At 63.8% G+C, this 26475-nt stretch carries 30 protein-coding genes and 2 tRNA genes; 18 read left to right on the forward strand and 14 right to left on the reverse strand.

What is annotated here, in order from left to right:
• Window positions 1-254: 254 nt before the first annotated feature.
• A complete protein-coding gene (locus AB843_RS15040; protein WP_048647686.1) occupies window positions 255-494 on the forward strand; it encodes a hypothetical protein in 240 nt (79 codons plus the stop codon).
• Between the two features lie 249 nt (window positions 495-743).
• On the opposite strand, the gene AB843_RS15045 is transcribed toward AB843_RS15040, so the two are convergent.
• The 7 genes from AB843_RS15045 to AB843_RS15075 all read right to left on the reverse strand — a co-directional run bounded on the left by AB843_RS15045 (window position 744) and on the right by AB843_RS15075 (window position 4077).
• A tRNA-Arg gene (locus AB843_RS15045) sits at window positions 744-820 on the reverse strand.
• Window positions 821-839: 19 nt separating this feature from the next.
• Window positions 840-1145, reverse strand: a complete 306-nt coding sequence (locus AB843_RS15050) for an ETC complex I subunit (protein WP_048647797.1) — start codon at window positions 1143-1145, stop codon at window positions 840-842.
• A gap of 83 nt (window positions 1146-1228) precedes the next feature.
• Window positions 1229-1305, reverse strand: a tRNA-Pro gene (locus AB843_RS15055).
• A gap of 81 nt (window positions 1306-1386) precedes the next feature.
• On the reverse strand, window positions 1387-1596 hold the full coding sequence (locus AB843_RS15060; protein WP_048647687.1) for a hypothetical protein: 210 nt from the start codon (window positions 1594-1596) through the stop codon (window positions 1387-1389).
• Window positions 1597-1674: 78 nt separating this feature from the next.
• On the reverse strand, window positions 1675-2373 hold the full coding sequence (gene hdaA / locus AB843_RS15065) for a DnaA regulatory inactivator HdaA (RefSeq protein WP_048647688.1): 699 nt from the start codon (window positions 2371-2373) through the stop codon (window positions 1675-1677).
• Window positions 2374-2384: 11 nt separating this feature from the next.
• A complete protein-coding gene (locus AB843_RS15070; RefSeq protein WP_048647689.1) occupies window positions 2385-3518 on the reverse strand; it encodes an AI-2E family transporter in 1134 nt (377 codons plus the stop codon).
• Window position 3519: 1 nt separating this feature from the next.
• A complete protein-coding gene (locus AB843_RS15075) occupies window positions 3520-4077 on the reverse strand; it encodes a CDP-alcohol phosphatidyltransferase family protein (RefSeq protein ID WP_048647690.1) in 558 nt (185 codons plus the stop codon).
• Between the two features lie 221 nt (window positions 4078-4298).
• Between AB843_RS15075 and purM the strand changes: the two genes are divergently transcribed.
• From purM to AB843_RS15090, 3 genes are read left to right on the forward strand one after another with little or no spacing between them, the layout of a single operon-like run.
• Complete coding sequence (gene purM, locus AB843_RS15080; protein ID WP_048647691.1) at window positions 4299-5366, forward strand: phosphoribosylformylglycinamidine cyclo-ligase; 1068 nt, start codon at window positions 4299-4301, stop codon at window positions 5364-5366.
• Window positions 5363-6037: a phosphoribosylglycinamide formyltransferase gene (gene purN, locus AB843_RS15085; RefSeq protein ID WP_048647692.1), complete on the forward strand. Its 675-nt coding sequence runs from the start codon at window positions 5363-5365 to the stop codon at window positions 6035-6037. The genes purM and purN overlap by 4 nt, the downstream gene beginning before the upstream one ends.
• A gap of 14 nt (window positions 6038-6051) precedes the next feature.
• On the forward strand, window positions 6052-6462 hold the full coding sequence (locus AB843_RS15090; protein ID WP_048647693.1) for a DUF1801 domain-containing protein: 411 nt from the start codon (window positions 6052-6054) through the stop codon (window positions 6460-6462).
• A 7-nt stretch (window positions 6463-6469) separates the two neighbouring features.
• Here the strand turns inward: AB843_RS15090 and AB843_RS15095 are convergent, their stop codons facing one another.
• The 3 genes from AB843_RS15095 to AB843_RS15105 are packed head-to-tail and all read right to left on the reverse strand — an operon-like array spanning window position 6470 to window position 9205.
• Window positions 6470-6760 (reverse strand): addiction module antidote protein, encoded by a 291-nt coding sequence (locus tag AB843_RS15095; RefSeq protein ID WP_048647694.1) that lies wholly within the window; start codon window positions 6758-6760, stop codon window positions 6470-6472.
• Window positions 6753-7058: a type II toxin-antitoxin system RelE/ParE family toxin gene (locus tag AB843_RS15100; RefSeq protein ID WP_048647695.1), complete on the reverse strand. Its 306-nt coding sequence runs from the start codon at window positions 7056-7058 to the stop codon at window positions 6753-6755. Before AB843_RS15100 ends, AB843_RS15095 begins: the two co-directional genes overlap by 8 nt.
• A 44-nt stretch (window positions 7059-7102) precedes the next feature.
• Window positions 7103-9205: a molybdopterin-containing oxidoreductase family protein gene (locus tag AB843_RS15105; RefSeq protein WP_048647696.1), complete on the reverse strand. Its 2103-nt coding sequence runs from the start codon at window positions 9203-9205 to the stop codon at window positions 7103-7105.
• A gap of 105 nt (window positions 9206-9310) precedes the next feature.
• On the opposite strand from AB843_RS15105, the gene AB843_RS15110 reads away from it, so the two are divergent.
• From AB843_RS15110 to AB843_RS15125, 4 genes are all read left to right on the forward strand, one after another.
• A complete protein-coding gene (locus tag AB843_RS15110; protein ID WP_048647697.1) occupies window positions 9311-10174 on the forward strand; it encodes a 23S rRNA (adenine(2030)-N(6))-methyltransferase RlmJ in 864 nt (287 codons plus the stop codon).
• Window positions 10171-10833 (forward strand): CatB-related O-acetyltransferase, encoded by a 663-nt coding sequence (locus AB843_RS15115; protein WP_048647698.1) that lies wholly within the window; start codon window positions 10171-10173, stop codon window positions 10831-10833. Before AB843_RS15110 ends, AB843_RS15115 begins: the two co-directional genes overlap by 4 nt.
• Window positions 10834-10922: 89 nt before the next feature.
• Window positions 10923-11360 carry a hypothetical protein gene (locus tag AB843_RS15120; protein ID WP_048647699.1) on the forward strand — a complete coding sequence of 146 codons (438 nt, stop codon included), beginning with the start codon at window positions 10923-10925 and terminating at the stop codon, window positions 11358-11360.
• A gap of 29 nt (window positions 11361-11389) precedes the next feature.
• Entirely contained in the window at window positions 11390-12052 is a 663-nt protein-coding gene (locus AB843_RS15125) for a ribonuclease T2 family protein (RefSeq protein WP_048647700.1), read from the forward strand.
• A 51-nt stretch (window positions 12053-12103) separates the two neighbouring features.
• Here the strand turns inward: AB843_RS15125 and AB843_RS15130 are convergent, their stop codons facing one another.
• Together AB843_RS15130 and AB843_RS15135 are read right to left on the reverse strand one after the other, a co-directional pair.
• A complete protein-coding gene (locus AB843_RS15130) occupies window positions 12104-12775 on the reverse strand; it encodes an outer membrane protein (RefSeq protein WP_048647701.1) in 672 nt (223 codons plus the stop codon).
• A 301-nt stretch (window positions 12776-13076) separates the two neighbouring features.
• The gene (locus AB843_RS15135; RefSeq protein WP_048647702.1) at window positions 13077-13730 is read right to left on the reverse strand and encodes an outer membrane protein; all 654 of its coding nucleotides are present in this window, start codon (window positions 13728-13730) and stop codon (window positions 13077-13079) included.
• A 420-nt stretch (window positions 13731-14150) separates the two neighbouring features.
• On the opposite strand from AB843_RS15135, the gene AB843_RS15140 reads away from it, so the two are divergent.
• The 6 genes from AB843_RS15140 to AB843_RS15165 all read left to right on the forward strand — a co-directional run bounded on the left by AB843_RS15140 (window position 14151) and on the right by AB843_RS15165 (window position 20951).
• Window positions 14151-14915, forward strand: coding sequence for an SDR family oxidoreductase (locus AB843_RS15140; protein ID WP_048647703.1), 765 nt, complete (start codon window positions 14151-14153; stop codon window positions 14913-14915).
• Between the two features lie 17 nt (window positions 14916-14932).
• Window positions 14933-16891: an excinuclease ABC subunit UvrC gene (gene uvrC, locus AB843_RS15145; protein WP_087587118.1), complete on the forward strand. Its 1959-nt coding sequence runs from the start codon at window positions 14933-14935 to the stop codon at window positions 16889-16891.
• 362 nt (window positions 16892-17253) lie between these two features.
• Window positions 17254-17853, forward strand: coding sequence for a CDP-diacylglycerol--glycerol-3-phosphate 3-phosphatidyltransferase (gene pgsA / locus AB843_RS15150; RefSeq protein ID WP_048647705.1), 600 nt, complete (start codon window positions 17254-17256; stop codon window positions 17851-17853).
• A 3-nt stretch (window positions 17854-17856) separates the two neighbouring features.
• Window positions 17857-18108: a molybdopterin converting factor subunit 1 gene (gene moaD / locus AB843_RS15155; RefSeq protein WP_048647706.1), complete on the forward strand. Its 252-nt coding sequence runs from the start codon at window positions 17857-17859 to the stop codon at window positions 18106-18108.
• A 2-nt stretch (window positions 18109-18110) separates the two neighbouring features.
• Window positions 18111-18572: a molybdenum cofactor biosynthesis protein MoaE gene (locus tag AB843_RS15160; RefSeq protein WP_082143852.1), complete on the forward strand. Its 462-nt coding sequence runs from the start codon at window positions 18111-18113 to the stop codon at window positions 18570-18572.
• A gap of 132 nt (window positions 18573-18704) precedes the next feature.
• Window positions 18705-20951, forward strand: a complete 2247-nt coding sequence (locus AB843_RS15165; protein WP_048647708.1) for a putative bifunctional diguanylate cyclase/phosphodiesterase — start codon at window positions 18705-18707, stop codon at window positions 20949-20951.
• A gap of 57 nt (window positions 20952-21008) precedes the next feature.
• Here the strand turns inward: AB843_RS15165 and ndk are convergent, their stop codons facing one another.
• Window positions 21009-21431 (reverse strand): nucleoside-diphosphate kinase, encoded by a 423-nt coding sequence (ndk, locus tag AB843_RS15170; RefSeq protein WP_048647798.1) that lies wholly within the window; start codon window positions 21429-21431, stop codon window positions 21009-21011.
• Window positions 21432-21523: 92 nt separating this feature from the next.
• Window positions 21524-22216, reverse strand: a complete 693-nt coding sequence (locus tag AB843_RS15175) for a glutathione S-transferase family protein (RefSeq protein ID WP_048647709.1) — start codon at window positions 22214-22216, stop codon at window positions 21524-21526.
• A 109-nt stretch (window positions 22217-22325) separates the two neighbouring features.
• Here AB843_RS15175 and AB843_RS15180 point away from each other — a divergent pair, with 109 nt between their 5' ends.
• From AB843_RS15180 to AB843_RS15195, 4 genes are all read left to right on the forward strand, one after another.
• Window positions 22326-22838, forward strand: coding sequence for a DinB family protein (locus AB843_RS15180; protein ID WP_048647710.1), 513 nt, complete (start codon window positions 22326-22328; stop codon window positions 22836-22838).
• A gap of 177 nt (window positions 22839-23015) precedes the next feature.
• Window positions 23016-23693, forward strand: coding sequence for a hypothetical protein (locus AB843_RS25615; protein ID WP_048647711.1), 678 nt, complete (start codon window positions 23016-23018; stop codon window positions 23691-23693).
• A 185-nt stretch (window positions 23694-23878) separates the two neighbouring features.
• Window positions 23879-25756, forward strand: a complete 1878-nt coding sequence (locus AB843_RS15190; RefSeq protein WP_048647712.1) for an ABC-F family ATP-binding cassette domain-containing protein — start codon at window positions 23879-23881, stop codon at window positions 25754-25756.
• Window positions 25753-26469, forward strand: coding sequence for an HAD family hydrolase (locus tag AB843_RS15195; protein ID WP_048647713.1), 717 nt, complete (start codon window positions 25753-25755; stop codon window positions 26467-26469). Before AB843_RS15190 ends, AB843_RS15195 begins: the two co-directional genes overlap by 4 nt.
• Window positions 26470-26475 lie beyond the last annotated feature (6 nt).

Below are 26475 nucleotides of genomic sequence, written 5' to 3' on the forward strand. Positions count from 1 at the left end.
GCACGGCGCCCGGCTGGAACACTCTGGCCATCGGCCCGGCCGAATTATCGGCTGCGACGATCGGTGCTTCGCTGACGCATTTTCGCCGGATGGCTGGCTCGACGGCCGGGTCGGCACCTGCCGCAACACCGTCACCGTTTCCAGTGACGAGCGCTTTCCCATGTTGATTTGCCTCGGGAAAGCAGCGCGGTATATGCTCTCTTTGCCGGTCTCCATCGCGGCCCCAGCCGCAGGCCGGCAAGGGAGAAACGACCATGTTGCGTTCGATGACACTTGCAATTCTGCTGGCCATGACGCCGGTAGCCGCCCTGGCCCATATGTGTCCATCCGTAATGGCAGAAATCGACGCGGCACTGCCAGCTGCGACACTCTCGGAAGCCGACATGGCGACCGTGACAGAACTCAGAGCGACGGGTGAAGAGCTGCACAATGCCGGCGATCACGATGGTTCTATAGCGGCGCTGGAGGAAGCCAAAGCACTGCTCGGCATGTGACACGGAACATTTTTGAGGCACTAGTGCCCGCTACTGGAAACAGTGGCGGGCTTTCTCATGTTGGAACTTATGTTCTCACGAGACGATGAGAGCAGCCAGACAATAGCTTTACCGCGCTCGATGGCAGCAACAACGATTGCGGAACCAACGGCGCGTTTCACGCTTTCCGTTACCCGAAACGTTACCCACGTGGCATTTTCAAGAATTCAGGAGCCGTGGGGAAATTCCATCCATGTATTTGATCGTCAATGGCGATCCCGGCAGGGCTCGAACCTGCGACCATCGGCTTAGAAGGCCGGTGCTCTATCCAACTGAGCTACGGGACCGCGACCGCGGATGCCGCAATCAGTGCGTCCACGGGATTTTGCGGTCATAGCGGAAATTTTCCGCATAGGAAACCTGCCGGCGCTTCGGCTTGTTCGGCTCCTCGAGCCGGAAGGCAATGCCGTTCTTCTCGGCATAGGCCAAGGCTTCTTCCTTCGTTTCGAAGGTCAGCCGGATCTGGCTTTTCATGTCGGCAGACGCGGTGTAGCCCATCAACGGGTCGATCTTGCGCGGCGCCTCCGGCTCGAACTCGAGAACCCAATAGCCGGTCCTGGCCGGGCCGGACTGCATGGCGGTCTTGGCGGGGCTGAAAATGCGCGCGGACACTTGCTGTACCTCGTTCCTTGCGACGCTCTCCCACGCGGAGAACGCGTATTGCAAACGACCCGCCAGTGCGGCAGCCGGGAGATTGGTCGGAGCGGCAGGATTCGAACCTGCGACCCTCTGGTCCCAAACCAGATGCGCTACCAGGCTGCGCTACGCTCCGAACGACAGAACCCCTATATTCTCCAAGGATTTGGCGCAAGGCCGTTTTTTGGAGATTTCCGTCGAAGCGGAGCAAACGGCGTTACTCGGCAGGTTTCGGCACCTCGATGGTCACCTTGTCGGGAATGTCGACCGTGATGCCGCTCGAGCCGCCGCCGATGAAGCCGCCAGCGTACAGGACGACGCCGATGATCAGCGCCACGACCAGGCCACCGGCGATGAACCACCCGGCGCCGCCTCCGCCGCCAGTGGTGACAACGGTGGTGCGTTCTTTCGGCTCATGATGCTCCACGGGCTGATCCTTTCGCTTTCCTGGACATGGTCATTGCCCGAGGAAAACAGTCCCCGCCTCGATTGGTTCCGCAAGGCCTCAAGCGCCGGCGGAATCCTGCCCCGCCTCCATCGCGCCGACGATCTCCGCGGCGAGCGCCCGGCTGATCCGCGACTTGCGCTCCAGCGCCGCTTGGTCGAGCCGGTCGACCGCCCGCATGGCGCTCGACAGCGAGCGCTCGATGCGGCGCACCAGATACTGCACCACATGCGGCTCCACATCGACCTGGCGATCGGCGAAAAGCTTGGTGATGACGCCGGCCAGAAGCAAGTCATCGGGCTCATCGATCTCGACGGTGGCCGCCGCCTTCAGGCGCGACAGGAGGTCGGGCAGCGTGACACCCCAGGCGCCGGGAAAGCGCCGCGCCGTCAAGAGCATCGGCTGGCCGGCGGCGCGCGCCGCGTTGATCAGATGGAACAGGCCGTTTTCATCGAGGCTGCCCCGGTCGGCGCCCCGGTCGGCATTGTCGATGAGGATCGGCCGCGTCTCGGCCAGGCCGATCTCGCGCGCGCCGATCGCTTCGGCGGCAATCGAGACCGCGCCGGCCTCCTCGCGCCAGATCGCCGCCAGATGCGTTTTCCCCGAACCGGCCGGGCCGGCCAGGATGACCACCGGCGCCGGCCAGGCCGGCCAGTTCTCGATCAGGGCGGCAGCGCGCGCGTTGGCGGACGTCACCACCAGGTCATCGCGCGACAGCGCCTCGCCGGGGGCAAGATCGAACGGCAGCTGGCGCGGCATGGCGAGCGGCCTCACTTCTTGCGCGGCGTGGGAGCCGGGGGCGGCGGCTCGCCGTGCCCGGCATAAAGGGGCGAGGCCATGTAGCGACCGATGGCGAAACGCACCAGCACGGCCACCGCGGCGGCGGCCGGCACGGCGATCAGCAGGCCGACGAAGCCGAAAAGGTAACCGAAGGCGAACAGGGCGAACATCAGCCAGACCGGATGCAGGCCGACACTCTTGCCGACCAGCTTCGGCTGCAGGATGTTGCCTTCGAGAAACTGGCCGGAAAAGAAGATGGCGGCGACGACGACGACCCACCACCATTCGGGCCAGAACTGGACCAGGGCGATGCCGATCGACAGGCCGAGGCCGACCAGCGAGCCGACATAGGGGATGAAGCTTATCAGACCGGCGAACAGGCCGATCAGCAGGCCGAAATTCAGCCCGACCAGCGACAGGCCGACAGCGTAGAAGATGCCAAGCACCAGGCACAGCGTGCCCTGCCCGCGGACGAAGCCGGCCGTCGCCACGTTGATGTCGCGGGCGATCTGGCGCACCGTCTCGACATTGTCGCGCGGCACCCAGCTGTCGACCCTGTCGATCATGCGGTCCCAGTCGAGCAGCATGTAGAAGGCGACCACCGGCGTGACGACGAACAGGCTGGCCAGATTGACCAGCGCCACGCCGGAACTCCATACGGATTTGAACAGCGTGGCGACGAAGCCGGTGCCCTGCGCCAGGATCGAGCTCAGATTGTCGCGTACGGCCTGCGTCTGGCCGTTCAGCACGCTGTCGAACCAGGCGGGTTCCAGTTCGATCAGCATGGCCTGCAGGCGCGAGAGATAGTCCGGCAGGCGGCCGATGAAATCGGCGAGCTGATTGCCGAGGATCGGCACCACCAACATCAGGGCCAGCACCAGAAGCACCAGGAAGGAGATCAGGATGACGACGGTCGCAGCCATGCGCGACAGGCCGAAGCGCTCCAGGCGGTCGGCGACCGGATCGAGGAAATACGCCAGCACCATGCCGGCCAGGAAAGGCAGCAGAATGGAACTGAAGACATAGAGGAATAGGCCGAGTATGCCGGTGGCGATCAGCCAGAAGGCAATGTGCCGACCAAGCGGACGCGGCGGCGGGCCGTCACCGGGTTGTGCTCGATGCATCTCAGCGTCCCTCGATGTCAGTTTCGGCATATCCGCCCATATGCTTGATCCAGGCCACGAGATAGGCCGCCCCGGAAGCCACGGTCAAGAGGCCGACGGAAATGAACAATGCCAGGCGCACCGTTCCGGAACTATAGGAAAAGGCAAGTTCGGCCAGCACCAGCAGGGCGAGCAGGATCTGCGCCAGCGTGTTGGCCTTGGAGACAAACAGCGGCTTCATGGCGACCGGATGGCCCATCACATTGGCCAGCAGCACGCCGCCGACGATCAGCGCGTCGCGCGAGACCACGGCGATCACCAGCCACAGCGGCAATTCGTTCATATAGCCCAGCACGACGAAGACGCTGACAAGGAGCAGTTTGTCGGCGATCGGGTCAAGATAGGCGCCCAGCTCCGTGCGCTGGTCGAAATGGCGGGCGATGAAGCCATCGACGCCATCGGAAATGCCGGCCGCCAGAAAACCGGCGAAGGCCCAGCCATATTCTCCCGTCAGCAAGGCGAAGACGACGCCCGGCACGAGAAAGAAGCGCATGAGGGTGATGGCATTGGCGACAGTCAATCATATTCTCCGAAGCATGACCGGCATTGCATCCCAGGCCGGTGCTGGAAACGTCCGCGCACTGTTATCGCAGGCTTTGACAGATTGTGGGAGTGCGTTGCTGTTTCAATAGCCGGACATGAGCCGAGCGGGGACATTAGGCAAGGACGGCGCACTCTCGCGCCTTGCGGAAGGCGCTCCTTCATGTCAGAAGCCGGGAAAATGCGGCGATGAGAACAACGATGGCTCAGGACAAGAAGAACGGCCTCACCTATGCCGATGCGGGCGTGGACATCGACGCCGGCGGCCGGCTGGTGGAAAAGATCAAGCCGATGGTGCGCGCGACGCGCCGGCCGGGTGCCGACAGCGAGATCGGCGGCTTCGGCGGCTTGTTCGACCTGAAGGCGGCGGGCTTTTCCGATCCCGTCCTGGTGGCGGCCAATGACGGCGTCGGCACCAAGCTGAAAATCGCCATCGAGGCCGACAAGCACGATACGGTCGGCATCGACCTCGTCGCCATGTGCGTCAACGACCTGGTCGTCCAGGGGGCAGAGCCGCTGTTCTTCCTCGACTATTTCGCCACCGGCAAGCTCGACCCCGATCAGGGCGCGCAGATCGTCTCGGGCATCGCGGCGGGCTGCACACAGGCCGGCTGCGCGCTGATCGGCGGCGAGACGGCGGAAATGCCCGGCATGTATCATGGCGATGATTACGACCTCGCCGGTTTCGCGGTGGGTGCCGCCGAGCGCGGCGCGTTGCTGCCCACCGGCGACATCGCCACGGGCGACGTGATCCTCGGGCTCGCCTCGTCGGGCGTTCATTCGAACGGGTTCTCGCTGGTGCGGCGCATCGTGCGCGATGCCGGTCTCAACTGGAGCGACCGCGCGCCGTTCTCGCCGGACCGCACGCTGGGAGAGGCGCTTCTGGAGCCGACCCGCATCTACGTGAAGCCGCTGCTGGCGACGCTGAAGGCCGCCTGGGGCATCAAGGCCCTGGCGCACATCACCGGCGGCGGGTTCCCTGAAAACATTCCACGTGTGTTGCCCGATCATCTGTCGGCCGAGATCGACCTTGAGGCGATCGACGTGCCGCCGGTGTTTTCGTGGCTCGCCAAGACCGGTGGCGTGGCGGAGACGGAAATGCTGTCGACCTTCAATTGCGGCATCGGCATGATCGCCGTCGTCGCCTCCGGCGAGGCCGCACAGATCGCCGCATTGCTCCAGCAGGCGGGCGAAAAAGTGACCATGCTCGGCCAGATCGCCCCGCGGCGGGCCGCCGGCGTCACCTATCGCGGCGAGCTCGCCCTATGACCAGGCGCGCGCGCAAACGCGTCGCGGTGCTGATTTCGGGCCGCGGGTCGAACATGGCGTCGCTGATCGCGGCGGCCATCAATCCCTCCTTCCCGGCCGAGATCGTCGGCGTCGTCTCGAACCGCGCCGATGCGCGCGGGCTGGAAATCGCCGGCACGCACGGCATCGCCACCAAGGTGGTCTCGGCGCGCGACTATGACGGGCGCGAGGCGCATGATGCGGCGATCCACGAGGCGCTTGCCGAAATGAAGGCGGAAATCGTCTGCCTGGCCGGCTATATGCGGCTCCTGACACCTGATTTCGTGCAGAAATGGAAAGGCCGGATGATCAACATCCACCCGGCCCTCCTACCCAATTTCCGTGGCCTCGACACCCATGCGCGGGCACTGGCCACAGGCGTGCGCATCCATGGCTGCACGGTGCATTTCGTCACGCCGGAAATGGATGACGGGCCGATCATCGCCCAGGCGGCCGTGCCGGTCCTGATCGGCGACACCGAGGAAACGCTGAGCGCTCGGGTGTTGAAGATGGAGCACAGGCTCTATCCGCGCGCGCTGAAGCTTCTGGCGGAAGGCCGGGTGCGGATGTCGAACGGCGCCGCCGTCTTCACCAATGTCGCCGACGAAAGCGGCGAGACGGCCATCGTTTCGCCCGGCGAACGGCAACGATAGGCTGGCGGGGCGCGATGGCTAAACTCGACGCCACGCGCCAGATCACCGCAGCCTTTGCCGCCTTCCCTGATGGCGCGCGCGAAAAACTACTTGAAGCGCGGACGCTGCTCCTCGACGTGGCGCGGAAAACGAATGGCGTCGGCACGATCGAGGAAACGCTGAAATGGGGGCAGCCCGCCTATCTGACGCCGCAGACGAAAAGCGGCAGCACGATCCGGCTCGGCGTGCCGAAATCAGCAAAGCATGACTGGGCGCTGTTCGTGCATTGCCAGACGGATTTGACGAAGCAGTTCGCAGCGTATTATCCGGGCGTCTTCACCTATGAAAACACGCGGGCCGTGCTTTTCAAGGCTGATGAAGTGATTCCGGAAGAACCGCTAAGACATTGTATCGCCTTGGCTTTAACCTATCATTTGCGGCGGTGACGGATGTTCAGGCAGCGCTGCGTTTGCTGGCCATGTCAAAGCCCAGTGCCTTCATGACCGCGAGGGTCGTTTCCAAAGTCGGGTTGCCGCTTTCGCTCAGTGAGCGGTAAAGCTGCTCCCGCGCCAGCCCGGTTTTTCGGGCGATCGCCGTCATCCCTCTGGCGCGCGCGACGACGCCAAGCGCACTGGCGATGTGGCCGGCGTTGCCGGTTTCAAACGCATCCATCAGAAATATCTCCACAGCCTCGTCCGAGGTCAGGGCATCCGCCGGATCATAGTCGTAGATTTTTTCAGCCATCGTCTTCGCTCCATTCAGCAGCCAGTTGCCTGGCCATGCTGATATCCCGATCCTGCGTGCTCTTGTCCCCACCACACAGCAGCAAGATGATTTGCTCCCCTCGCCCATGAAAATAAATCCGATAACCCGGTCCATGGTGAATGCGCAGCTCGCTGATGCCGCCGCCCACCGGCGCAACATCGCCGGCAAGACCGTTTGCCAGGCGCAGCACGCGAGCGGCAATCAACGCTCTCGCCCGCCGATCCTTCAGCTTACGCTCCCACTTTCGATAAATGGCGGTCTGCCGAACCTGTTTCATGACAAAATGTGATTTAAAAATCACATTTTGTCAATACTTACCCCTCAAGCCGCCTTCACCCACACCTTGATGTCGTGGAAGGCAGCGCCGCCATAGGGCGCGATGGGGTCGGCGCCGGTCAGGACGTTGATGCCTTCGCCGCGTTCATGAGCATCGTTCGGCCAGATGCCCTCGGCAATGACGACGCCGCGCCGCACGCCGTCGAACAGCTTGACGTGCAAGATGACCTCGCCGCGCATGTTGCCGATCTCGACGCGGTCGCCTTCGCCCAGACCAAGCGTTGCCGCGTCCTCTGGATGCAGCATCAGTTCGGGTCGTCCCTCGCGTTTGACCGAGGTCGGCGTGTAGGAAAAGCTCGAATTCAGAAAATTGCGCGCCGGCGAGGTGGCCAGCCGGAACGGGTGCTCCGGGTCGGCCATCTCGATCAGCTCGACATGGTCCGGGAACTCCGGAAGGAGCGTATGGGGTCCCTGAATGCCGATCGATGCGGGCGGACGGTTCGGCGCGGGCGTGTTCGTCCAGTCGGGGCGAAAGCGGAATTTTCCGTCCGGATGACCGAAACCATGGACGAAATGCGCCGTGTCGAAATCCGGCTGCACGTCGGCCCAGCGCTCGGCCTTGAAACTGTCGAACGTGCCGAGGCCGCGCTTTTCCAGCATCCAGTCGAGATGTTCGCGTGCCGACAGGCCGAAGCCCGGCATATCCGCCACGCCGAGGCGCTTGGCCAGTTCCTCGATGACGTAGAGGTTGGGCATCGCCTCGCCCGGCGCGTCAACCAGCTTCGGCCCGAGCAGGATGTGCTGGTGGCCGCCGCCGCGATAGATGTCGTCATGCTCCAAAAACATTGTGGCCGGCAGCACGACGTCGGCCAGCTTGGCCGTATCGGTCATGAACTGCTCGTGGACGCAGGTGAACAAATCGTCGCGCAGGAAGCCCTGGCGCACCAGGCGCTGCTCCGGGGCGACATTGGCCGGATTGGTGTTCTGGATCAGCATCGCCGTGACGGGCGGCCCGCCATGGAGCGCGGCTGCGTCATTGGTCAGGACGCGGCCGGTCTGCGACTGGTCGAGCGAGCGGATCGACCCATCGCGGAAGGACTGGCCCTCGATCAGCGATTTGTCGAGGCCGAAAATGCCCGAATTCGAATGAAACGCGCCGCCGCCCTCATACTGCCAGCAGCCGGTCACGGCGGCGATGGAGAGCGCGGCATGCATGTTGACCACGCCGTTTCGGTTGCGGGTGAACCCGTAGCCCAGGCGGAAGAAGGTGCGCTTCGTCTCGCCGACGAGCCGTGCAAACGCTTCGATATCGGCGACAGGCAGGCCGGTGATGTCGGCCGCCCATTGCGGCGTGCGCGTCTTCAGATGCGCCTCGAGGCCCTGCGGGTCGTCGGTGTGTTTGTCGAGGAAGGCCCGGTCGGCCAGGCCGTCACGGAACAGGACATGCATGACGGCACAGGCCAGCGCGCCATCCGTGCCGGGCTTCAACACCAGGCCGAGATCGGCCTGCTTCATGGTCGGATTGTCGTAGATGTCGATGACGACGATCTTCGCCCCGCGCTCCTTGCGCGCCCGGATGGCGTGGGTCATCACGTTGACCTGGGTGGCGACCGCGTTGGTGCCCCAGATGACGACACAGTCGGATTTGGCCATCTCGCGCGGATCGGGACCGCGCAAGGCGCCGGCGCCCATCATCCAGCCGGTCCAGGCCGCATTGGTGCAGATCGTGCCGAAGAAGCCGGAATAGCGCTTGGCGTGGCGCAGGCGGTCGATCGAATCGCGCTGCACCAGCCCCATCGTCCCGGCGTAGAAATACGGCCAGACGGTTTCGCTGCCCAGCCGCTCCTCAGCCTTGATGAAGGCTTCGGCGACACGGTCGAGGGCTGCCTCCCAGCTCGCCGCCATCCATGTCCCCTCGCCCTTGGCGCCGGCGCGCACCAGCGGCTTCAACAGGCGGTCGGGATGATGAATGCGCTCGGCATAGCGCGCCACCTTGGCGCAGATGACGCCGGCGGTGTAGCTGTTGTCCTTGGCACCGTGAACGCGGCCGATGCGGCCGTCGATGATCTCGACGTCGAGCGCGCAGGTGGAAGGGCAATCATGCGGGCAGGCCGAATGGCCGATCTGGATCGAGGCGTGTGTGTTCATGGCGGCCACACTAGCGATTTTAACGCGAGGCGAGTAGAGCCAGTTTCATCAAAACAATCGCCGTCATCGATCAAACTGCGTGATGGCTGAGGAAGACCGCGACCGATGAACTACCGCCACGCCTATCACGCCGGAAACTTTGCCGACGTGGTCAAGCACGCCATCATGGCGCGCATCGTCGACTATCTGAAGCACAAGGACAAAGCCTTCCGCGTCATCGACACGCATGCAGGCATCGGGCTTTACGACCTGTCGTCGCCGCAGGCGCAGAAGACCGGCGAATGGCGCGGCGGCATCGGCCGGCTGATGGAAGCACGGCTGGACGGTGAAATCGCCCGTCTTTTGAATCCCTTGCTCGATGCCGTTCGCGCGGTGAATCAGGGCGACGCCATCACCCGCTATCCCGGCTCGCCGCGCATCGTGCGCCACCTGCTGCGCAAACAGGACCGGCTGACGGCCATCGAACTGCACCCGGCGGACGCCGAAACGCTGAAGGCGGAGTTCGCCGGCGACCACCAGGTGCGCGTCATCGAGCTCGACGGCTGGCTGGCGCTCGGCGCCCACCTGCCGCCGAAGGAGAAGCGCGGCCTGGTGCTGATCGACCCGCCGTTCGAGCAGGAAGGGGAATTCGGCCGCATCGTCAGCCGGCTGACCAGGGCGCACCAGCGCTGGCCGGGCGGCATCTATGCCGTCTGGTACCCGATCAAGGATCACCAGGCGGTCGCCGCGTTTCGCACAGCACTTGCGCAAAGCGGCATCGCCGACGTGATCGACATCAGCGTCGAAACAAGGCCGCCCTCGCCCGAAGCGCGGCTCGATGGGACAGGCATGATCATCGTCAACCCGCCCTATCTTCTGGAGGAGGAAATGCGGCTGGCGCTGCCGGCGCTGGCGAGCCTGCTCGGCCAGGACGGTCAAGGACACGCATCATTCAAGCGACTCGCTCAGGAAAGGAATGCTGCGCAATGACGACGCAGAAGCATTGGTCAATCGTCGAGTTTCTTCACCAGACGGTGCGGAACCGAAACATCCATGTCCGGGGAACGAACAGCTATTACAGCAATGCCTGGACCGGATCCTTCGAACAAAGCGTCGTGCGTTACCTTTATGGGGATGATTTCAGCCTGGCGGCCTGGGAATCGCAATGGCCCGTCGATCGGCTGCATATCGGCGACTATGTCTGCATCGGTGCCGAAGCCGTGATCCTGATGGGCGGCAACCACACGCACCGGGCAGACTGGTTCAGCCTCTATCCGTTCGCCGATGTGATTGCCGATGCCTATGCAGGCAAGGGCGACACGATCATTGGTGATGGCGCCTGGATAGGCATGCGGGCCATGCTGATGCCTGGCATCACTGTCGGCGAAGGCGCCGTGGTCGCCTCAGGCGCCATCGTCACGAAGGACGTTCCCCCTTACACCATCGTCGCCGGCAACCCCGCCACTCCCTTGCGCCAAAGATTTCCGCAAGCCGCCGTCGAGGGGCTATTGGCGCTCGGCATCTATGGTTGGCCGAAAGCCAAATTCGATGCGCTGAGAGCGCAAATATGCGCCGATGATTTCGAGGCTCTGCGGCTTGCGGCGGAACGCTACGATATTGACGACGGCTCTCCGACAGGCGCCGTGTGATCGCCATGGCCGCTTTGCCTTGACCCCTCGCCGTGGCTGGCGCAAAACTGCGCGCATTTCGCGTTCGCACAATTCGGGAGAATCGATCCATGGCACGCCTACAGGCACTTGCTGCCGGCCTTGCGGTTTCGCTGGCCTCCACGCTCGCCCCGATGTCGGCCCAGGCCGCCGATCCGGTCGGCATCTACAGTTTGCCGGACGATGTCTGCGCCAACACGGCCGTGCACACGACGATCCAGAAGCGCTTCCGCCATCAGGTGACGCATGTGCCGAACCTGCCGGATGTCGACATCGTCGATTTCTACGGCGCCTCCCAGACGCGTTATCGCGCGGCAAGCAGCGACAGCCCGATCGAGCGGCGCTATTGCCGGGCAATGGCCCGGCTTTCGGACGGGCGCGATCGCACCATCTGGTACCTGATCGAATACGGCCAGGGTTTTGCCTCGATCGGTGACAATGTGGAGTTCTGCGTGTCCGGTTTCGACCGCTGGAACGTCTACAACGCCTATTGCCGCGTGCTGCGCTAGCAGCGCCGACACCGGCCCCGAAGTCCTCGATGCGCAAGGTGCTGCGCCTAGCAGGTGTTTGTGCGGCGACCGTGCTGGCCGGCGTGGCGGCGGCCGCGCAGCGCGGTGCGCCGGCCGGCGATTTCGATTTCTACGTTCTGTCGCTCAGCTGGTCGCCCAGCTATTGCGCGGCAGAAGGCGCCGAGGCCAATCGGCAGCAATGCGCTGCGGCCCGTCCCTATGCCTTCGTGGTGCATGGGCTTTGGCCGCAGAACGAGCGCGACTATCCAGAATATTGCGGCAACCGCCAGCCCGAGCGGGTTCCCGGTGAGATGGTGGCCGATTATCGCGACATCATGCCGTCCGGCGGCCTGATGGGACATCAATGGCGCAAGCACGGCTCGTGTTCCGGCTTGTCGCAGTCGGATTTTTTCGCGCTCACCCGCAAGGCCCGCGAGCGGGTCAAGGTGCCGGCGGAATTCACCCGTATCGAAACGCCGCGGATGGTCGCCCCGCAGACGGTCGAGGAGCGCTTCATGAGTGCCAATCCGGGGCTCGAAAAGAGCGGAATGGCTGTCACCTGCGATCGACGCTATCTGCGCGAGGTGCGCATCTGCCTGACCAAGGAGCTGCAATTTCGCGCCTGCGCGGCCGTGGATGGCAAGGATTGCCGCCGTGGGCAGGTGCTGATGCCGCCGGCGCGCGGCGGATAAAGAAAAGCCGAGCGCTGGGCCCGGCTTTCCAGAAGTCCCGATGCGGGATGATCAGAACTGCATACCAAGGCCGAACAGGACCTTGTTGCTGCTGTCCTTGACGTCCTGCGCACCGCTGCCGGTGTTGAAGCTCTCGCTGCCGAACTTGGTGTAGCGGTATTCGACGCGGCCGAAGACCTTGTCGGTCAGCTTGGCGTCGACACCGGCGCCGGCCGTCCAGCCGAGCATGGTGTTGGTGTCGGAGACACCGCCTTCGGAGACCTTCAGGCGCTCGGCGGCGCCACCGGCCGTACCGTAGATGAGCAGGTTGTCGGTGGCCGCAAAACCCAGACGGGCGCGCAGCGTGCCATCGACGCCACCCTTCGATTCGGTACCGGCATTCGAGCCCTTCATGCCGTTGTAACCGACATCGCCTTCGACGCCGTAGACGAAGCTGCCCGACTGGAAGTTCCAGCCGGCAAAGCCGTTGCCGACGAAGCCGTCCGTGTCGATGTCATTGCCCGGCGCCGGGAAACCGGCCTGGGTCTTGCCCGAGAAACCATAACCGAGCGCGATACCGGCATAACCGCCTTCCCAGCCGGCAATCGGCGTGGAAATCACGGGGGCTGCAGGCGGTGCCGGCGGCTGATCCATCACCGCGTCGGCAGCGTGCGCTGCACCGGCGATGGTCATCAGCCCGACGGCGGTGGCCGCAGACAGGAAAATCTTGTTGTAGGCATTCATGGTCCATACTCCTTGAGCCACTTGCATTTGCAAACGCTGTGGGGCGCCCCGATGGCCTTGCACTAAACTAAAACGCACCACACGGGCGATGACCCTAGCCGCCTTGGGAGGAAACGGCCCGGGCATCGCATCGTTCCTATCTGGGTGGGAAATACGGCTGAACGTGCCCGAAATATGGGTCTTTCGACGGCGCGAATACGGCGGAAAGGTGATGTTGCAAATGGGCAACATCACTCCTCGATCGGGTCAGGAAGGACAAAAGCCGGGCATTGCCGCCCGGCTTCCTGTCGATGGACGATGGTCAGAACTGCATGCCGACGCCAACGAGAACCTTGTTGCTGCCCCAACTGACGGGGCCCGAGCCGAAGGTCTTGGATCCGTACTGGGTGTAGCGGTATTCGACGCGCCCGAACATGGTGTCGGTCAGTTTTGCATCGATACCCGCACCGGCCGTCCAGCCCAGCATCGTATTGGTGTCGGACTTGCCGCCTTCGGTCAGTGTCAACCGTCCTGCAGCGCCGCCAGCAGTGGCGTAAAGCAGCAGATTGTCGGTCACGGCATAGCCGAGACGGGCGCGCAACGATCCGTCGAAGCCGCCCTTGGCGCTAACCTCCCCCTTGGACCCCTTCATGGCGTTGTAGCCGACATCACCCTCGACACCGTAGACAAAGCCGCCGGATTGGAAATTCCAGCCGGCAAAGCCACTGCCGAGCTTGCCCCTGGGTTGGATCGCCTCCGAGCCGGACCGGTTCTTGCCCGAAAACCCGTATCCCAGCGCGATACCCGCATAACCACCTTCCCAGCCCTTGATCGGGGTGGAAATGACGGCTGGAGCATATGTTACCGGCGCGGGTGGCACTTCGACGATGATGTCGGCCGCCGTCGCTGGAACCATACCAGCGGTAAGCAGGACCACGGCCATCGCCACGGGCACCGCATTTTTGAGTAAACGCATAATTACATCCTTCTAGAATTTTCGTAAACGTGTTCAGCGCCGTCCCCGGCTATAGCTGGCAAAATCCTCGTTTATGGAGTATCAAATGCCGGCAACACATCTCCCCTCAAACTATGTCTGAATAAGCACGGAAGTAAGGAATCTTTTGGGCAAATAAATAAGTTAAAACAATTATTTGTCTGGAATTACAATCAACTTTCAGCCTTGTTATACAGTATATCATAAACTTACCACGATCACGTGTGTCGATAGAGGCGACGACGAGACAGGTATGACCTGACCGCCTTCAGCACTGTCAGCAGCCGCGCCTGTGTTCAATGTGTGGGCTTGGAGCGGCGGCTCATTCGGCTTACATGGAAGCTGTGATTTCCACGGTCGCGGAAACACCTCGTCGGCGCGGCCCATCGTAAAACGGAAGCTATGGTTCAGACGGAAAGAACAGCCCTCGTCACCGGCGGCGCGAAACGAATCGGCGCGGCAATCGTCCGCGACCTCGCCGCGCACGGCTTTGCTGTGGCCATCCATTGCAGCCATTCCCAGCGCGAGGCCGATGCCCTGGCCCAAGCGGTCGAGGCCGACGGCGGAAGGGCCTCGGTGCTGCGCGCCGACCTGACCGACAGCGCCGAGGCGGCCGCCCTCGTGGCGCGCGCCGAAGCGGCGCTTGGCCTGCCCGACATCGTCGTCAACAACGCCTCCATCTTCGAGGATGACGCGATCACGGATTTCGACATGGCGGTCTGGGACCGGCATTTCGCCGTTCATCTGAAGGCGCCGGCCCTGATTGCCCAGGCGCTGGCCGCGCGCCTGCCCGGGAACCGCGACGCGTTGATCGTCAACATGATCGACCAGCGCGTCTGGCGGCCCACGCCGCGCTTCTTCAGCTACATGCTGTCGAAATCCGCCCTGTGGACGGCGACCCAGACCATGGCGCAGGCGCTGGGGCCGAACATCCGCGTCAATGCCATCGGCCCCGGCCCGACCCTGCCCAATCAGCGCCAGGAACAGGCCGATTTCGACCGGCAGACCGACGCGCTGATTCTGCGGCGCGGGCCGGACCTTGCCGAGTTCGGCCGGACTGTGCGCTATTTGTGGGAGGCACGTTCGGTGACCGGGCAGATGATCGCGCTCGACGGCGGGCAGCACCTGGCGTGGGAAACGCCGGACGTGGCGGGAGTGCCCGAGTGACGAGCGAAACCACGCCAATCGAGACGACGGGCCAGCCGCTCGACTGGGACGGGGCGAGCGAAGCCTCGGGCGTGATCGGCATCGAGGTGATCCAGGAGGCGGTGAAACGCCTGCCCAACGCGCCCGGTGTCTACCGGATGATCGACGCCGAGGGCGACGTCTTGTATGTCGGCAAGGCGCGCAGCCTGAAGAAGCGCGTGACGAACTACGCCCAGGGCCGCGGCCACACCAACCGGACCGGCCGGATGGTCCGCGAGACGGCGTCGATGGAATTCGTCGTCACCCGGACGGAAACCGAAGCCCTGCTGCTCGAGGCAAACCTCATCAAGCGGCTGCGCCCGCGCTTCAACGTGCTGTTGCGCGACGACAAATCGTTTCCCTATATCCTGCTCACCGGCGACCATCCGGCGCCCGGCATCTTCAAGCATCGCGGCGCGCGTTCGAAGAAGGGCGACTATTTCGGCCCCTTCGCCTCGGCGGGCGCCGTCGGCCGGACGATCAATTCGCTGCAGCGCGCCTTCCTGTTGCGCACCTGCACGGATTCGGTGTTCGAAAGCCGCACGCGGCCCTGCCTGCTCTACCAGATCAAGCGCTGCTCGGGGCCGTGCACGGGCGAGATCGGGGCTGCCGATTACGCGGCATTGGTCGACGAGGCGAAAGCCTTCCTGTCGGGCCGGTCAAGCACCGTGAAGGCCGACATCGCCAAGGCCATGCAGGGGGCCGCCGAAACGCTCGATTTCGAGCGCGCCGCCGTTTACCGGGACCGGCTGTCGGCGCTGAGCCACGTGCAGAGCCACCAGGGCATCAACCCGCAGGGGGTCGAGGAGGCCGATGTCGTCGCCATCCACCAGGAGGGCGGGCAGAGCTGCATCCAGGTGTTCTTCTTCCGCACCGGGCAGAACTGGGGCAACCGGGCCTATTTCCCCAAGGCCGACCCGGCGCTTGGCGCCGAGGAAGTGCTGAGCGCCTTCCTGGCGCAGTTCTACGACGACAAACCCTGCCCGCGCCTGGTGCTTTTGTCGCATGCGGTGGAGGAACAGGCGCTTTTGGCTGAAGCACTGTCGACACGCGCGGGCCGCAAGGTGCAGGTATTGGCGCCACAGCGCGGCGAGAAGAAGGACCTGACCGACCACGCCTTGCAGAATGCGCGCGAGGCGCTCGGCCGGCGGCTGGCCGAAACGTCATCGCAGGGCCGGCTGATGGAAGGCTTTGCCGAGACCTTCGGTCTCGACGCTGCGCCGCGACGCATCGAGGTCTACGACAATTCGCACATCATGGGCACCAACGCGGTCGGCGGCATGATCGTCGCCGGCATGGAAGGCTTCGCCAAGAACCAGTACCGAAAATTCAACATCCGCTCGACCGACATCACGCCGGGCGACGATTACGGCATGATGCGCGAGGTCATGCAGCGCCGCTTCTCCCGCCTGATCAAGGAGAACGGCCTGCCTGGCGGCCCGGTGGAGGACGACGTGGAGGACGACAGCGCCGAGGAAGTCGAAAACAGCGCCGAGATGCCGGCATGGCCCGACGTCATCCTCATCGACGGCGGCCAGGGGCAACTGGCAGCGGCCTCGCAGATCCTCGAGGATCTGGGCATCGCCGACGGCGTGACCGCCATCGGCGTGGCCAAGGGCGTCGACCGCGACGCCGGTCGCGAGCGGTTCTTCATGGCCGGCAAGAATTCCTTCTCGCTGCCGCCGCGCGACCCGGTGCTCTATTTCGTCCAGCGCCTGCGCGACGAGGCGCACCGTTTCGCCATCGGCTCGCACCGGGCGCGGCGCAAGAAGGACATGATCAAGAACCCGCTCGACGAGATCGGCGGCATCGGTCCGGGCCGCAAGCGGTCGTTGCTGCATCATTTCGGCACTGCCAAGGCCGTCAGCCGCGCCGGTGTCGAGGATTTGATGGCGGTGGACGGTATTTCGGAAGCGATCGCCCGGCATATCTACAATCATTTCCACGAGAACGGCTGAAACGGCGTTGTTTCGTCGCGCACCCGGCCGGAAAGCTTGACCGGCCATGCCGGCTTCTGATTTGACAGGTATAATACCAAGGGAGACAACTATTGACCGATCTGACCGGAGGTATCGCGTGTCGTGGCAAGACGCGCCGTGCGCCGCGATGCCTTTGCATCGTAAGCGCGGCGCAACGCCGCCACGGCGCGCGAGAACTCGGCCCTTCGGGTGGGACAGGACGAACCGCTGGACGTCGTTGCGCTGCTTGGACGATGCGCCCCGCATCGCCCTGCACAGCGCGCCTAGCCAGCGGCTCGTCCTGACCCATCAGATCGGTCAATAATTGTCTCCCTTGGTATAAACTGGCGGGATCGCATTTCATGGCCAAGAGCACATCGCGCGCATTCAATCTTCCCAACCTGCTGACCTATGCGCGCATCATCGCCGTGCCGCTGATCGTCCTGTGCTTTTTCCTCGAAGGGCGGCTGCAGTCGAGCGACTTCGCCCGCTGGTCGGCGCTGGGCCTGTTCATCGCCGCGAGCGTCACCGATTATTTCGACGGCTACCTCGCCCGCACCTGGCAGCAGACGTCGAATATCGGCCGGATGCTGGATCCCATCGCCGACAAGCTTCTGGTGTCGACCTGCCTGCTGTTGCTGGCCGCCGACACGGACCGCACCATCGCCGGCTGGACGCTGTGGGCGGCGATCATCATCCTGTGCCGCGAAATCCTTGTTTCCGGCCTGCGCGAATATCTGGCGGCGTTGAAGGTCAGCGTGCCGGTGACGCAGCTCGCCAAATGGAAGACCGCCATCCAGATGGTGGCGATCGGCTTTCTGCTCGCCGGTCCCGCCGGCGACAAGATCCTGCCCTACATCACCCAGACCGGCATCGTGCTGTTGTGGATTTCCGCCATCGTCACCCTTTATACGGGGTATGATTATTTCCGCGCCGGACTGAAGCACATTGTCGAGGAGTAGGCCGTGAAGCTCGTTTATTTCGCCTGGGTGCGCGAACGCATCGGCCAGTCGGAGGAAGAGATCACCCTGCCGCCCGAGGTGAAGACGGTGGCCGAACTGCTCGGCTGGCTTGCCAAGCGCGGCGATGGCTATGCCACGGCGCTGGAGCATGCCGAGGCGATCCGCGTCGCCGTCAACCACGAGCATGTAGATCATACGGCCCGCCTGCCCGGCGATGGCGAGATCGCCCTGTTCCCGCCCATGACGGGGGGATGAGGATGGCCTGCGTTCCCGACATACGCGTTCAGGCGGGCGATTTTGCTCTTGCCGCCGAGGTGGAACGCATGACCGCCGGGCGCCGCGATGTCGGCGCCGTCGTCACCTTCACCGGCCTGTGCCGCGACGAGGGCGGACGGCTCGAAGCGCTGGAGCTCGAGCATTATCCGGGCATGGCGGAAGCAGAGATCGGCCGCATCGCCGGGGAAGCCGCCGAACGCTGGCCGCTGACCGGCCTCACCGTCATCCACCGTTTCGGCCGCATCGCGCCGGGCGACAACATCGTCCTGGTCGTCGCCGCAGCCTCGCATCGGAGGACAGCCTTCGAGGCGGCGGACTTCCTGATGGACTTCCTCAAGTCGCGCGCGCCCTTCTGGAAGAAGGAGCATGCGGCGGGACAAGCCGAACAATGGGTGGACGCCACGGCGAAGGACCAGGAAGACATGCAGCGCTGGCGCCGCTGAGGATTGCCGTTCAGCCGGCCCGGCTCGTCATTTACCGTCCGCTAAGGATAGTTTTCTTTTCCCGGTTCGTTAGACGATTAAACAAGGCGGCGCGCGCTATAGCTTCCGTTAAGGAAACCGTACGGGAATGCGATGTCCGACCTGTTCGCAATCACAACGACGATGGGAAGCAACCTCGCCTGGCTGTTCGCCGCGGTCGGCCTGGCCGGCTGTGGCCTGTTGGGCTGGCTGCTGATCCGCACCGGGCGCCGCTATCGCACCGCGCGCGAGGAACAGCAGAATCATCGCGAGCTGATCGACAATCTTTCCGAGGGCATTTACCGATCGCTGCCGGACGGGCGCCAGTTGAGCGCCAATCCGGCGCTGGTGCGGCTCAATGGCTACGACAACGAAGAGGAGATGCTGGCGAGCGTCAAGGACATCGCCGACGAGTGGTATGTCGATCCCACCAGGCGGGCAACGTTCAGCGAATTGCTGGCGCGCGACGGCAAGGTCGAGGACTTCGTTTCCGAGATACACCGGCACAAGACGCGCGAGCGCATCTGGATCAGCGAATCGGCACGCCTCGTGCGTGATCGCAAAACCGGGAAAGCCCAGTATTACGAAGGTTCGGTGCGCGAGATCACCGAAACGGTGAAGCGCCTGCAATTGCAGGAGATGTTCGAGAAGCTGACATCGCAACTACCGGGCGGCCTGTTTCAACTGATGCGCCACAAGGGCGGGCGCTTTTCGGTGCTGTATGCTTCGAAGGGCTTCCGCAAGCTCCTCGACTATGGCGACGGCCCGGCGCCGCTCGACCCCAATGCCTTCCTCCACATCATCCATCCGGATGAGCGCCTCAAATACATCGAAACGCTGCGTGCATCGGGCATGCAGATGACCGCATGGGAATGCGAGTTCCGCCTGCAGCCGTTGAAGGGCGGAGAGAAATGGCTGCGCGTCACGGCAATGCCGGAGGCCACCAAGGACGGCATCGTCTGGCACGGCTATCTGTCCGACATCTCCGCGCGCAAGCACAACGAGATGAAGATCGAGCGGCTGGCCTTCTACGACCCGCTGACGGGGCTGCCCAACCGGCGGCTGTTGTTCGATCATGTCGGGACGACGATGAGCCAGTGCGCGCGCGAGAACAACCGCAGCGCGCTGCTGTTCATCGACCTGGATAATTTCAAGACGCTCAACGACACGATGGGCCATGACGTCGGCGACATGTTCCTGAAGCAGGTCGCCGAACGATTGCTGGCAGCCGTCGGCCCGGGCGACCGGGTGGCGCGCATCGGCGGCGATGAGTTCGTCATCGTCCTGTCGCTGACCGGCAGCGGCGCCGCCGCCGCCACGCGCAACGCCATCGTTTCGGCGAACCGCGTCTTGTCCGCCCTGCGCCAGGAATTCCCGCTTGGCCAGATGATGCACCACACATCGGCCAGCATCGGCGTGCTCGTCTTCGACGGCAGCGAGCATAGCCCGGAAACGCTGATGAAGAATGCCGACATGGCGATGTACCAGGCCAAGACTTCGGGCCGCAACAGCGTGGCGCTGTTCGATCCGAAGGCGCTGGACAAGGAAAAGCAGCGGTTTGGTCTGTTGAAGGATCTGCGCAGCGCGCTGTTCGACAACAAGCTGGAGCTGCACTATCAGCCGCAGGTCGATGCGGCAGGGCATGTGGTGGGCGCGGAAGGGTTGCTGCGCTGGAACCACGCAACGCGCGGTGCCCTCGCGCCAGGCGATTTCGTCGCCCTTGCCGAACAGTTCGGCTTGGCTGAACCACTCGGCCGTGCGGTCGTCGAAACCGGGGTGGAGACCCTGGCACGCTGGAAGAAGAACCCGCGCATGGCCGGCCTGCGCATGGCGATCAACATCAGCCTGCAATCGCTGCGCGACCGCGACTTCGTCGATTTCCTGCAGCAGCGTCTGGAGACGCACGGGCTGGACCCGCAACTCCTGACGCTCGAAATGACCGAACGCGTGGTGGCCGACGACCAGATGCAGATCGCCCGCCGGATGAAGGAACTGAAGGCGCTCGGCATCCGGCTTTCACTGGATGATTTCGGCACGGGCTATTCGTCGATCGCCTATCTCAAACGGCTGCCTTTCGACGAACTGAAGATCGACGGCAGTTTCATCACCGACATCGAGAAGAGCGAGAACGATCGCGCCCTGGTGCAGACCATGCTGTCGATGGCCGGCACGCTCGGCCTGGCCGTCGTCGCCGAGCATGTGCAGACAACGCAGCAAGAGACGTTCCTGCGCTCGGCCGGCTGCACCTTCTTCCAGGGCTGGCACTACGGCCCGGCCATGGCCGGCGACGAATTCGCCGCGTTCGTCCAGATGCGCAATCCGACGCCGATCCTGCGCTTTCCAACCTCCCGCGAGGCATAAAAAAACCGGGGCTCAGCCCCGGTTCTTAACAGTTCAAATCACGTCGGGTGCGATGGCTCAGCCAACGATCTCGACATCGGAGAACCAGTAGCGGATTTCCTCGGCGGCCGTTTCCGGCGCGTCGGAGCCATGCACCGAGTTTTCACCGATCGACGTGGCAAAAAGCTTGCGGATCGTTCCCTCGGCGGCATCAGCCGGGTTGGTCGCGCCCATCACTTCGCGGTTCTTCAGGATGGCGTTCTCGCCTTCCAGAACCTGGACGATGGTCGGGCCGGACGACATGAATTCGCAAAGCTCGTCGAAGAACGGGCGTTCCTTGTGAACGGCGTAGAAGCCTTCCGCCTGGCGGCGGCTCATCCAGACGCGCTTGGAAGCGACGACGCGCAGACCGGCGTCTTCCAGCGTTTTGGTGATGGCGCCGGTCAGGTTGCGCTTGGTGGCATCCGGCTTGATCATTGAGAAAGTGCGTTCGATCACCATGTGTTGTCCTTCGATTGCGGGATTTTTGAGCGCGCGGCCCATTCGTGAAGATGGCGCGCTCTATAGCGGGCCAGACCGTTCAAGGGAAGGGCCTATGCCGCGGCTTGCACCCGCCGTCCCAGGCCGCCGTGAAGATCGAGGCAGCGTTCGAACCACGCGGCGACCGGATCGGCATCGTCGAGCAGGCGGAACGGCGAGATGACGCGGGCCCATTGCAGCGCACCGGCGACGACGTAATCGGCGAAGAGCGGCCCCTCGCCGCCGAGGAAAGGCTGTTTCTCCAGCGTGACCCGCAAGGGGGCGAGCGAAGCACGAAATGCGTCGAGGCGCGCCTCCCGCCCATGTGCCGCTTCTTCCAGCCGGCAGCCAAAACGCGCCTCGCGGCTTTCGCGGAAGTAAGCCTGATCCGGGCTGTCCAGCCGGTCATGAATATCGACCAGGATGGCCGGGCCGATGAAGGTGTGCAACGCTGCGATGGACCATTTCTCGATGAAGCGGGACAGGGCCTTGCCCCCCTCGCCGGCAAACAGGGTCGGCCCTTCGGGATAGGCTTCCTCCAGATAGAGCGCGATCTGGAATGAATCGGCGACCACGCGGTCGCCGTCGCGGATCACCGGGACAATCTTCGATGCGCCGTCCTCGATCGTCGCAACAACGCCGAACCGGGTGGGCACCGACGTGAACTCAAGCCCCTTGTGGGCGAGCGCAAAAGCCACCTTCCAGCAATGCGGACTGAACGGCCGCGCCTCATCCTGGCCCACAAGTTCATAAAGCATGATCGGCATGACGCGTCCTTTCGCATGGAAATGAATGGGTGCTGCTAGAGAATTCATAATTCATGCGGCGCACAATGGGTTAAACTGTCATTGACCATAAAACACCGGTGAATTTTCCATGAAACAGCATTTCGAGATGATGGCGGCCTACAATCTGTGGGCCAATCAGCGGATCTACGACGCGGCAGCGGCGCTCGACACGGACGCCCTGAACCGGGACGTCCACGCCTTTTTCAAGTCGATGATCGGCACGCTGAACCATATCCTCGTGGCCGACCGCATCTGGCTGAAGCGGTTTACCGGCGAAGGCGACGCGCCCAACCAGTTGGACGCCATTCTCCACACCGCCCTGCCCGCGCTGCGGATCGCCCGCGAAGGCGAGGACCGCCGCATCGTCGACTGGATCGGCGGTCTGGACGAGGCGGCGCTGGCCGGGCGCTTCACCTATGTCACCGTGACGGATGTGCGCACGGTTTCGCAACATCTTACCCCAGCCTTGAGCCATCTGTTCAATCACCAGACCCATCACCGCGGGCAGGCGCATGCCATCCTGTCGATCCTCGGGCAGGAAGCGCCGTCGCTCGACCTGGTCCACTTCCAGAGAACACCGGCGGGAAGATCCTACAGCTAAGAAAAATTTCCCAATACCGACAAAATACTACATACTTAAAATATTACATATTTACTTCAATCTTAGGCTTATCGTTGGCTTCCTTAAACCTACACTTCAAGTGATCACTTCAATATTTCAAAAAAACATTATCCTTGTCTTGGTAGTCATCTATCGATTCAAACCAGGAGAAGGACCATGACCGGATTGCGCAAAAGAATTCTCGCCGGAGTGGCGGGTAGCGTCATCGCACTTTGCATGGCTGCACCTGCGGCGGCCATCGATCTCGGCGGCGGCGGCCTTGGCGTTGCCAGCGTGTCCGTGGGCACCAGCAATGGCGTGAGCGCCAATGTCGATGCGGATCTCGGCGGAGCCAAAGCCAGCGTCGGCGCGTCGGCCCTGAGCAGCAACAGCATCGCTGATGTCAATGCAAACGCGTCGGTGGGCGGCAGCAACGGCCTCAACGCCAGCAGCAGCACCACGGTGGGCGGCGGCGGGAACCTCGTCGATTCCAACACCACTGCTTCGCTGGGCGGCAGCGGCGGCCTGAATGCCGGCGTCGGCGCGACGGTCGGTAGCGGCGGCATCGGCGCCAACATCGACCTCGGCATCGGCGGTGGCGGCACTGGCGGCGGTGGAGGCACTGGCGGCGGTGGCGGAACAGGCGGCGGCATCGGCGGCGGTGGCGGTGGCGGCATCGGCGGTGGTGGCGGCGGCCTGAACGGCAGGCAGATCACCGCAGCCGTGCAAGGGATGAGCAGCGCCGAGATCGTGCGCTACAAGAAGCTCTGCACCGGCATTTTGAACAATCCGGCCGCGTTCGATCGCGACCTCGTACAGTTGTGCCGTGCATTGCGCCAGGTATCCGTGCGCTAATGGTCTTACCGAAACGGATGGACCCACTTGAAACGCGGAAAACCAAAGGTCGGAGCGGATAGAAATCCCTCCTGAAAGCTCAAGCCCGCTTCCGGCGGGCTTTTTTTCGCCAGGACAGAGGCAAAACCGCAGCGCCGCGAACGCCGCCTCTTGCAACCGCGCCTCCGCTCGGCCAAAAGGCCCGCATGTTGACAATCTCCGAACTCTCCCTGCGCGTCGCCGGCCGATTGCTGATCGACCATGCATCCCTCTCGTTGCCCGCCGGCACCAAGGCCGGCCTCGTCGGCCGCAACGGCACCGGCAAGACGACGCTGTTTCGCGCCATCACCGGCGACCTCGTGTCGGAGACCGGGACCATCAACCTGCCGAGGGACACGCGCATCGGCCAGGTGGCGCAGGAAGCGCCCGGCACCGAGGAGCCGCTGATCGACATCGTGCTGAAGGCCGACACGGAGCGGGCCGCCCTGCTCGCCGAGGCCGAGCATGCCACCGACGCGCACCGGATCGCCGAGATCCAGACGCGGCTGACCGACATCGACGCCCATTCGGCGGAGGCGCGCGCCGCCGCCATCCTGTCGGGTCTCGGCTTCGATGCCGAGGCGCAGAAACGACCGGCCTCGTCGTTTTCAGGCGGCTGGCGCATGCGCGTGGCGCTCGCCGCCGTGCTGTTCACCCAGCCGGACCTCCTGCTTCTCGACGAACCGACCAACTATCTCGATCTCGAAGGCACGCTGTGGCTGGAGGGCTATCTGACCCGCTATCCGCACACCGTGCTGTTGATCAGCCACGACCGCGACCTGCTCAACCGCGCGGTGAATTCGATCGTCCACCTGGAGCGCAAGAAGCTGACCTTCTGGCGCGGCGGCTACGACCAGTTCGCCCGCCAATATGCCGAGAAGGCCGAGTTGCAGGAAAAGATGCGCGGCAAGCAGGAGGCGCAGCGCAAGCACATGCAGTCCTTCGTCGACCGCTTCCGCTCGAAAGCCTCAAAGGCACGGCAGGCGCAATCGCGCCTGAAGGCGCTGGAGCGCATGACGCCGATCGCCAGCGTCGTCAACGAAACAGTGCAGCCGTTCCGCTTCCCCAATCCGCAAAAGGCGGTCGCCTCGCCGATCATCGCCCTTGAGGGCGGCACCGTCGGCTACACGCCCGGCAAGCCCGTCCTGAAGGGGTTGACGCTCCGGATCGACAATGACGACCGGATCGCCCTGCTCGGCTCGAACGGCAACGGCAAATCGACCTTCGCCAAGCTGATCGCCGGCCGATTGACCGCCGAAAAGGGCACGATGACGGTCGCGCCGGGGCTGAAAGTGTCGATCTTCGCCCAGCACCAGCTCGACGATCTCAGGCCGGAAGAGGACGCCTACCAGCATCTGCGCCGGCTGATGCCCGACGCACCGGAGGCCAAGGTACGCGCCCGCGTGGCGCAATTCGGCTTGACGACGGAGAAGATGACCACGCCGGCGCGCGACCTGTCGGGCGGCGAAAAAGCCCGCCTGCTGATGGGGCTTGCCACGTTCGAGGCGCCGCATCTGCTGATCCTCGACGAGCCGACCAACCATCTCGACATCGACAGCCGCGAGGCGCTGGTCGAGGCCCTGAACATGTTCGAGGGCGCGGTGATCCTGATTAGCCACGACCGGCACCTGATCGAGGCGACCGCCGACCGGCTGTGGGTGGTCGGTGGCGGCTCGGTGGCGCCGTTCGACGGCGATCTCGACGATTACCGCAACCAGATGACCGGCGGCGCCAGCCGCAACAAGGAAAAGCGCGAGGCGGACAAGGCCAACAAGGCCGAACGCCGCAAGGAAGCCGCCCGCAAGCGCGCGGCGCTCGAGCCGCTGGCCAAGGAAATCAAGGCGACGGAAGGGCTGATCGAGCGCACCCGTAAGCGCATCGAGGCAATCGAGGCGCGGCTGGCCGACACCCGCCTGTACGACAAGGAGCCGGCGCAGGCGTCGACGCTGGCCAAGGAACGTTCCGACCTGTCGGGCATCCTGGCGCGGCACGAAGACCGGTGGCTCTCGCTGTCGAGCGAGTACGAACAGGGCATGGCGGGATGAAATCCGGCGCGCTCACCCTCGGTTTCGACGCCGACGACACGCTCTGGCAGAATGAGCGTTTCTTCCGGCTGACCGAGGCGCGCTTCGCCGAGTTGCTGGCCGATTTCGCCGAGCCGGATCATCTGGCGGAGCGCCTGCTTCTCCTGGAGAAGCGGAATCTCGACAAATACGGGTTCGGCATCAAGGGATTTACGCTGTCGATGGTCGAAACGGCGATCGAGGTGACCGAAGGGCGCGTGCCGGCGCGGATCATCAAGGAGATCGTCGATGCGGGGCGCGACATGCTTACGCATCCCGTCGAGACGCTGCCGCATGCGCAGGACACGCTCGAGCAACTGGCCGGACGGCATCGCCTGGTGCTGATCACCAAGGGCGATCTGTTCGACCAGGAGCGCAAGCTGGCAGCCTCCGGCCTCGGCGATTTCTTCGATGCGGTGGAGATCGTCAGCGACAAGTCGCGCGCCACCTATGAGCGCATCTTCGGCCAGCATGGCGACGGGGCGGAGCATGCGGTGATGATCGGCAATTCGCTGAAATCCGACGTCATCCCGGCCATCGAAGCCGGATCATGGGGCGTGGTCGTGCCGCACGAACTCACCTGGGCGCACGAACATGCCGAAACACCGGCAACCGCGCCGCGTTTCCGGCAGATTGCGCATCTGGGCGAGCTGGAAGGATTGCTGGAGGGGATCGGCCGGGCATTTCGGCGCTAGCGCCAA

The organism is Nitratireductor soli (assembly GCF_001050155.1).
GTDB classification, from domain to species: Bacteria; Pseudomonadota; Alphaproteobacteria; order Rhizobiales; family Rhizobiaceae; genus Nitratireductor; species Nitratireductor soli.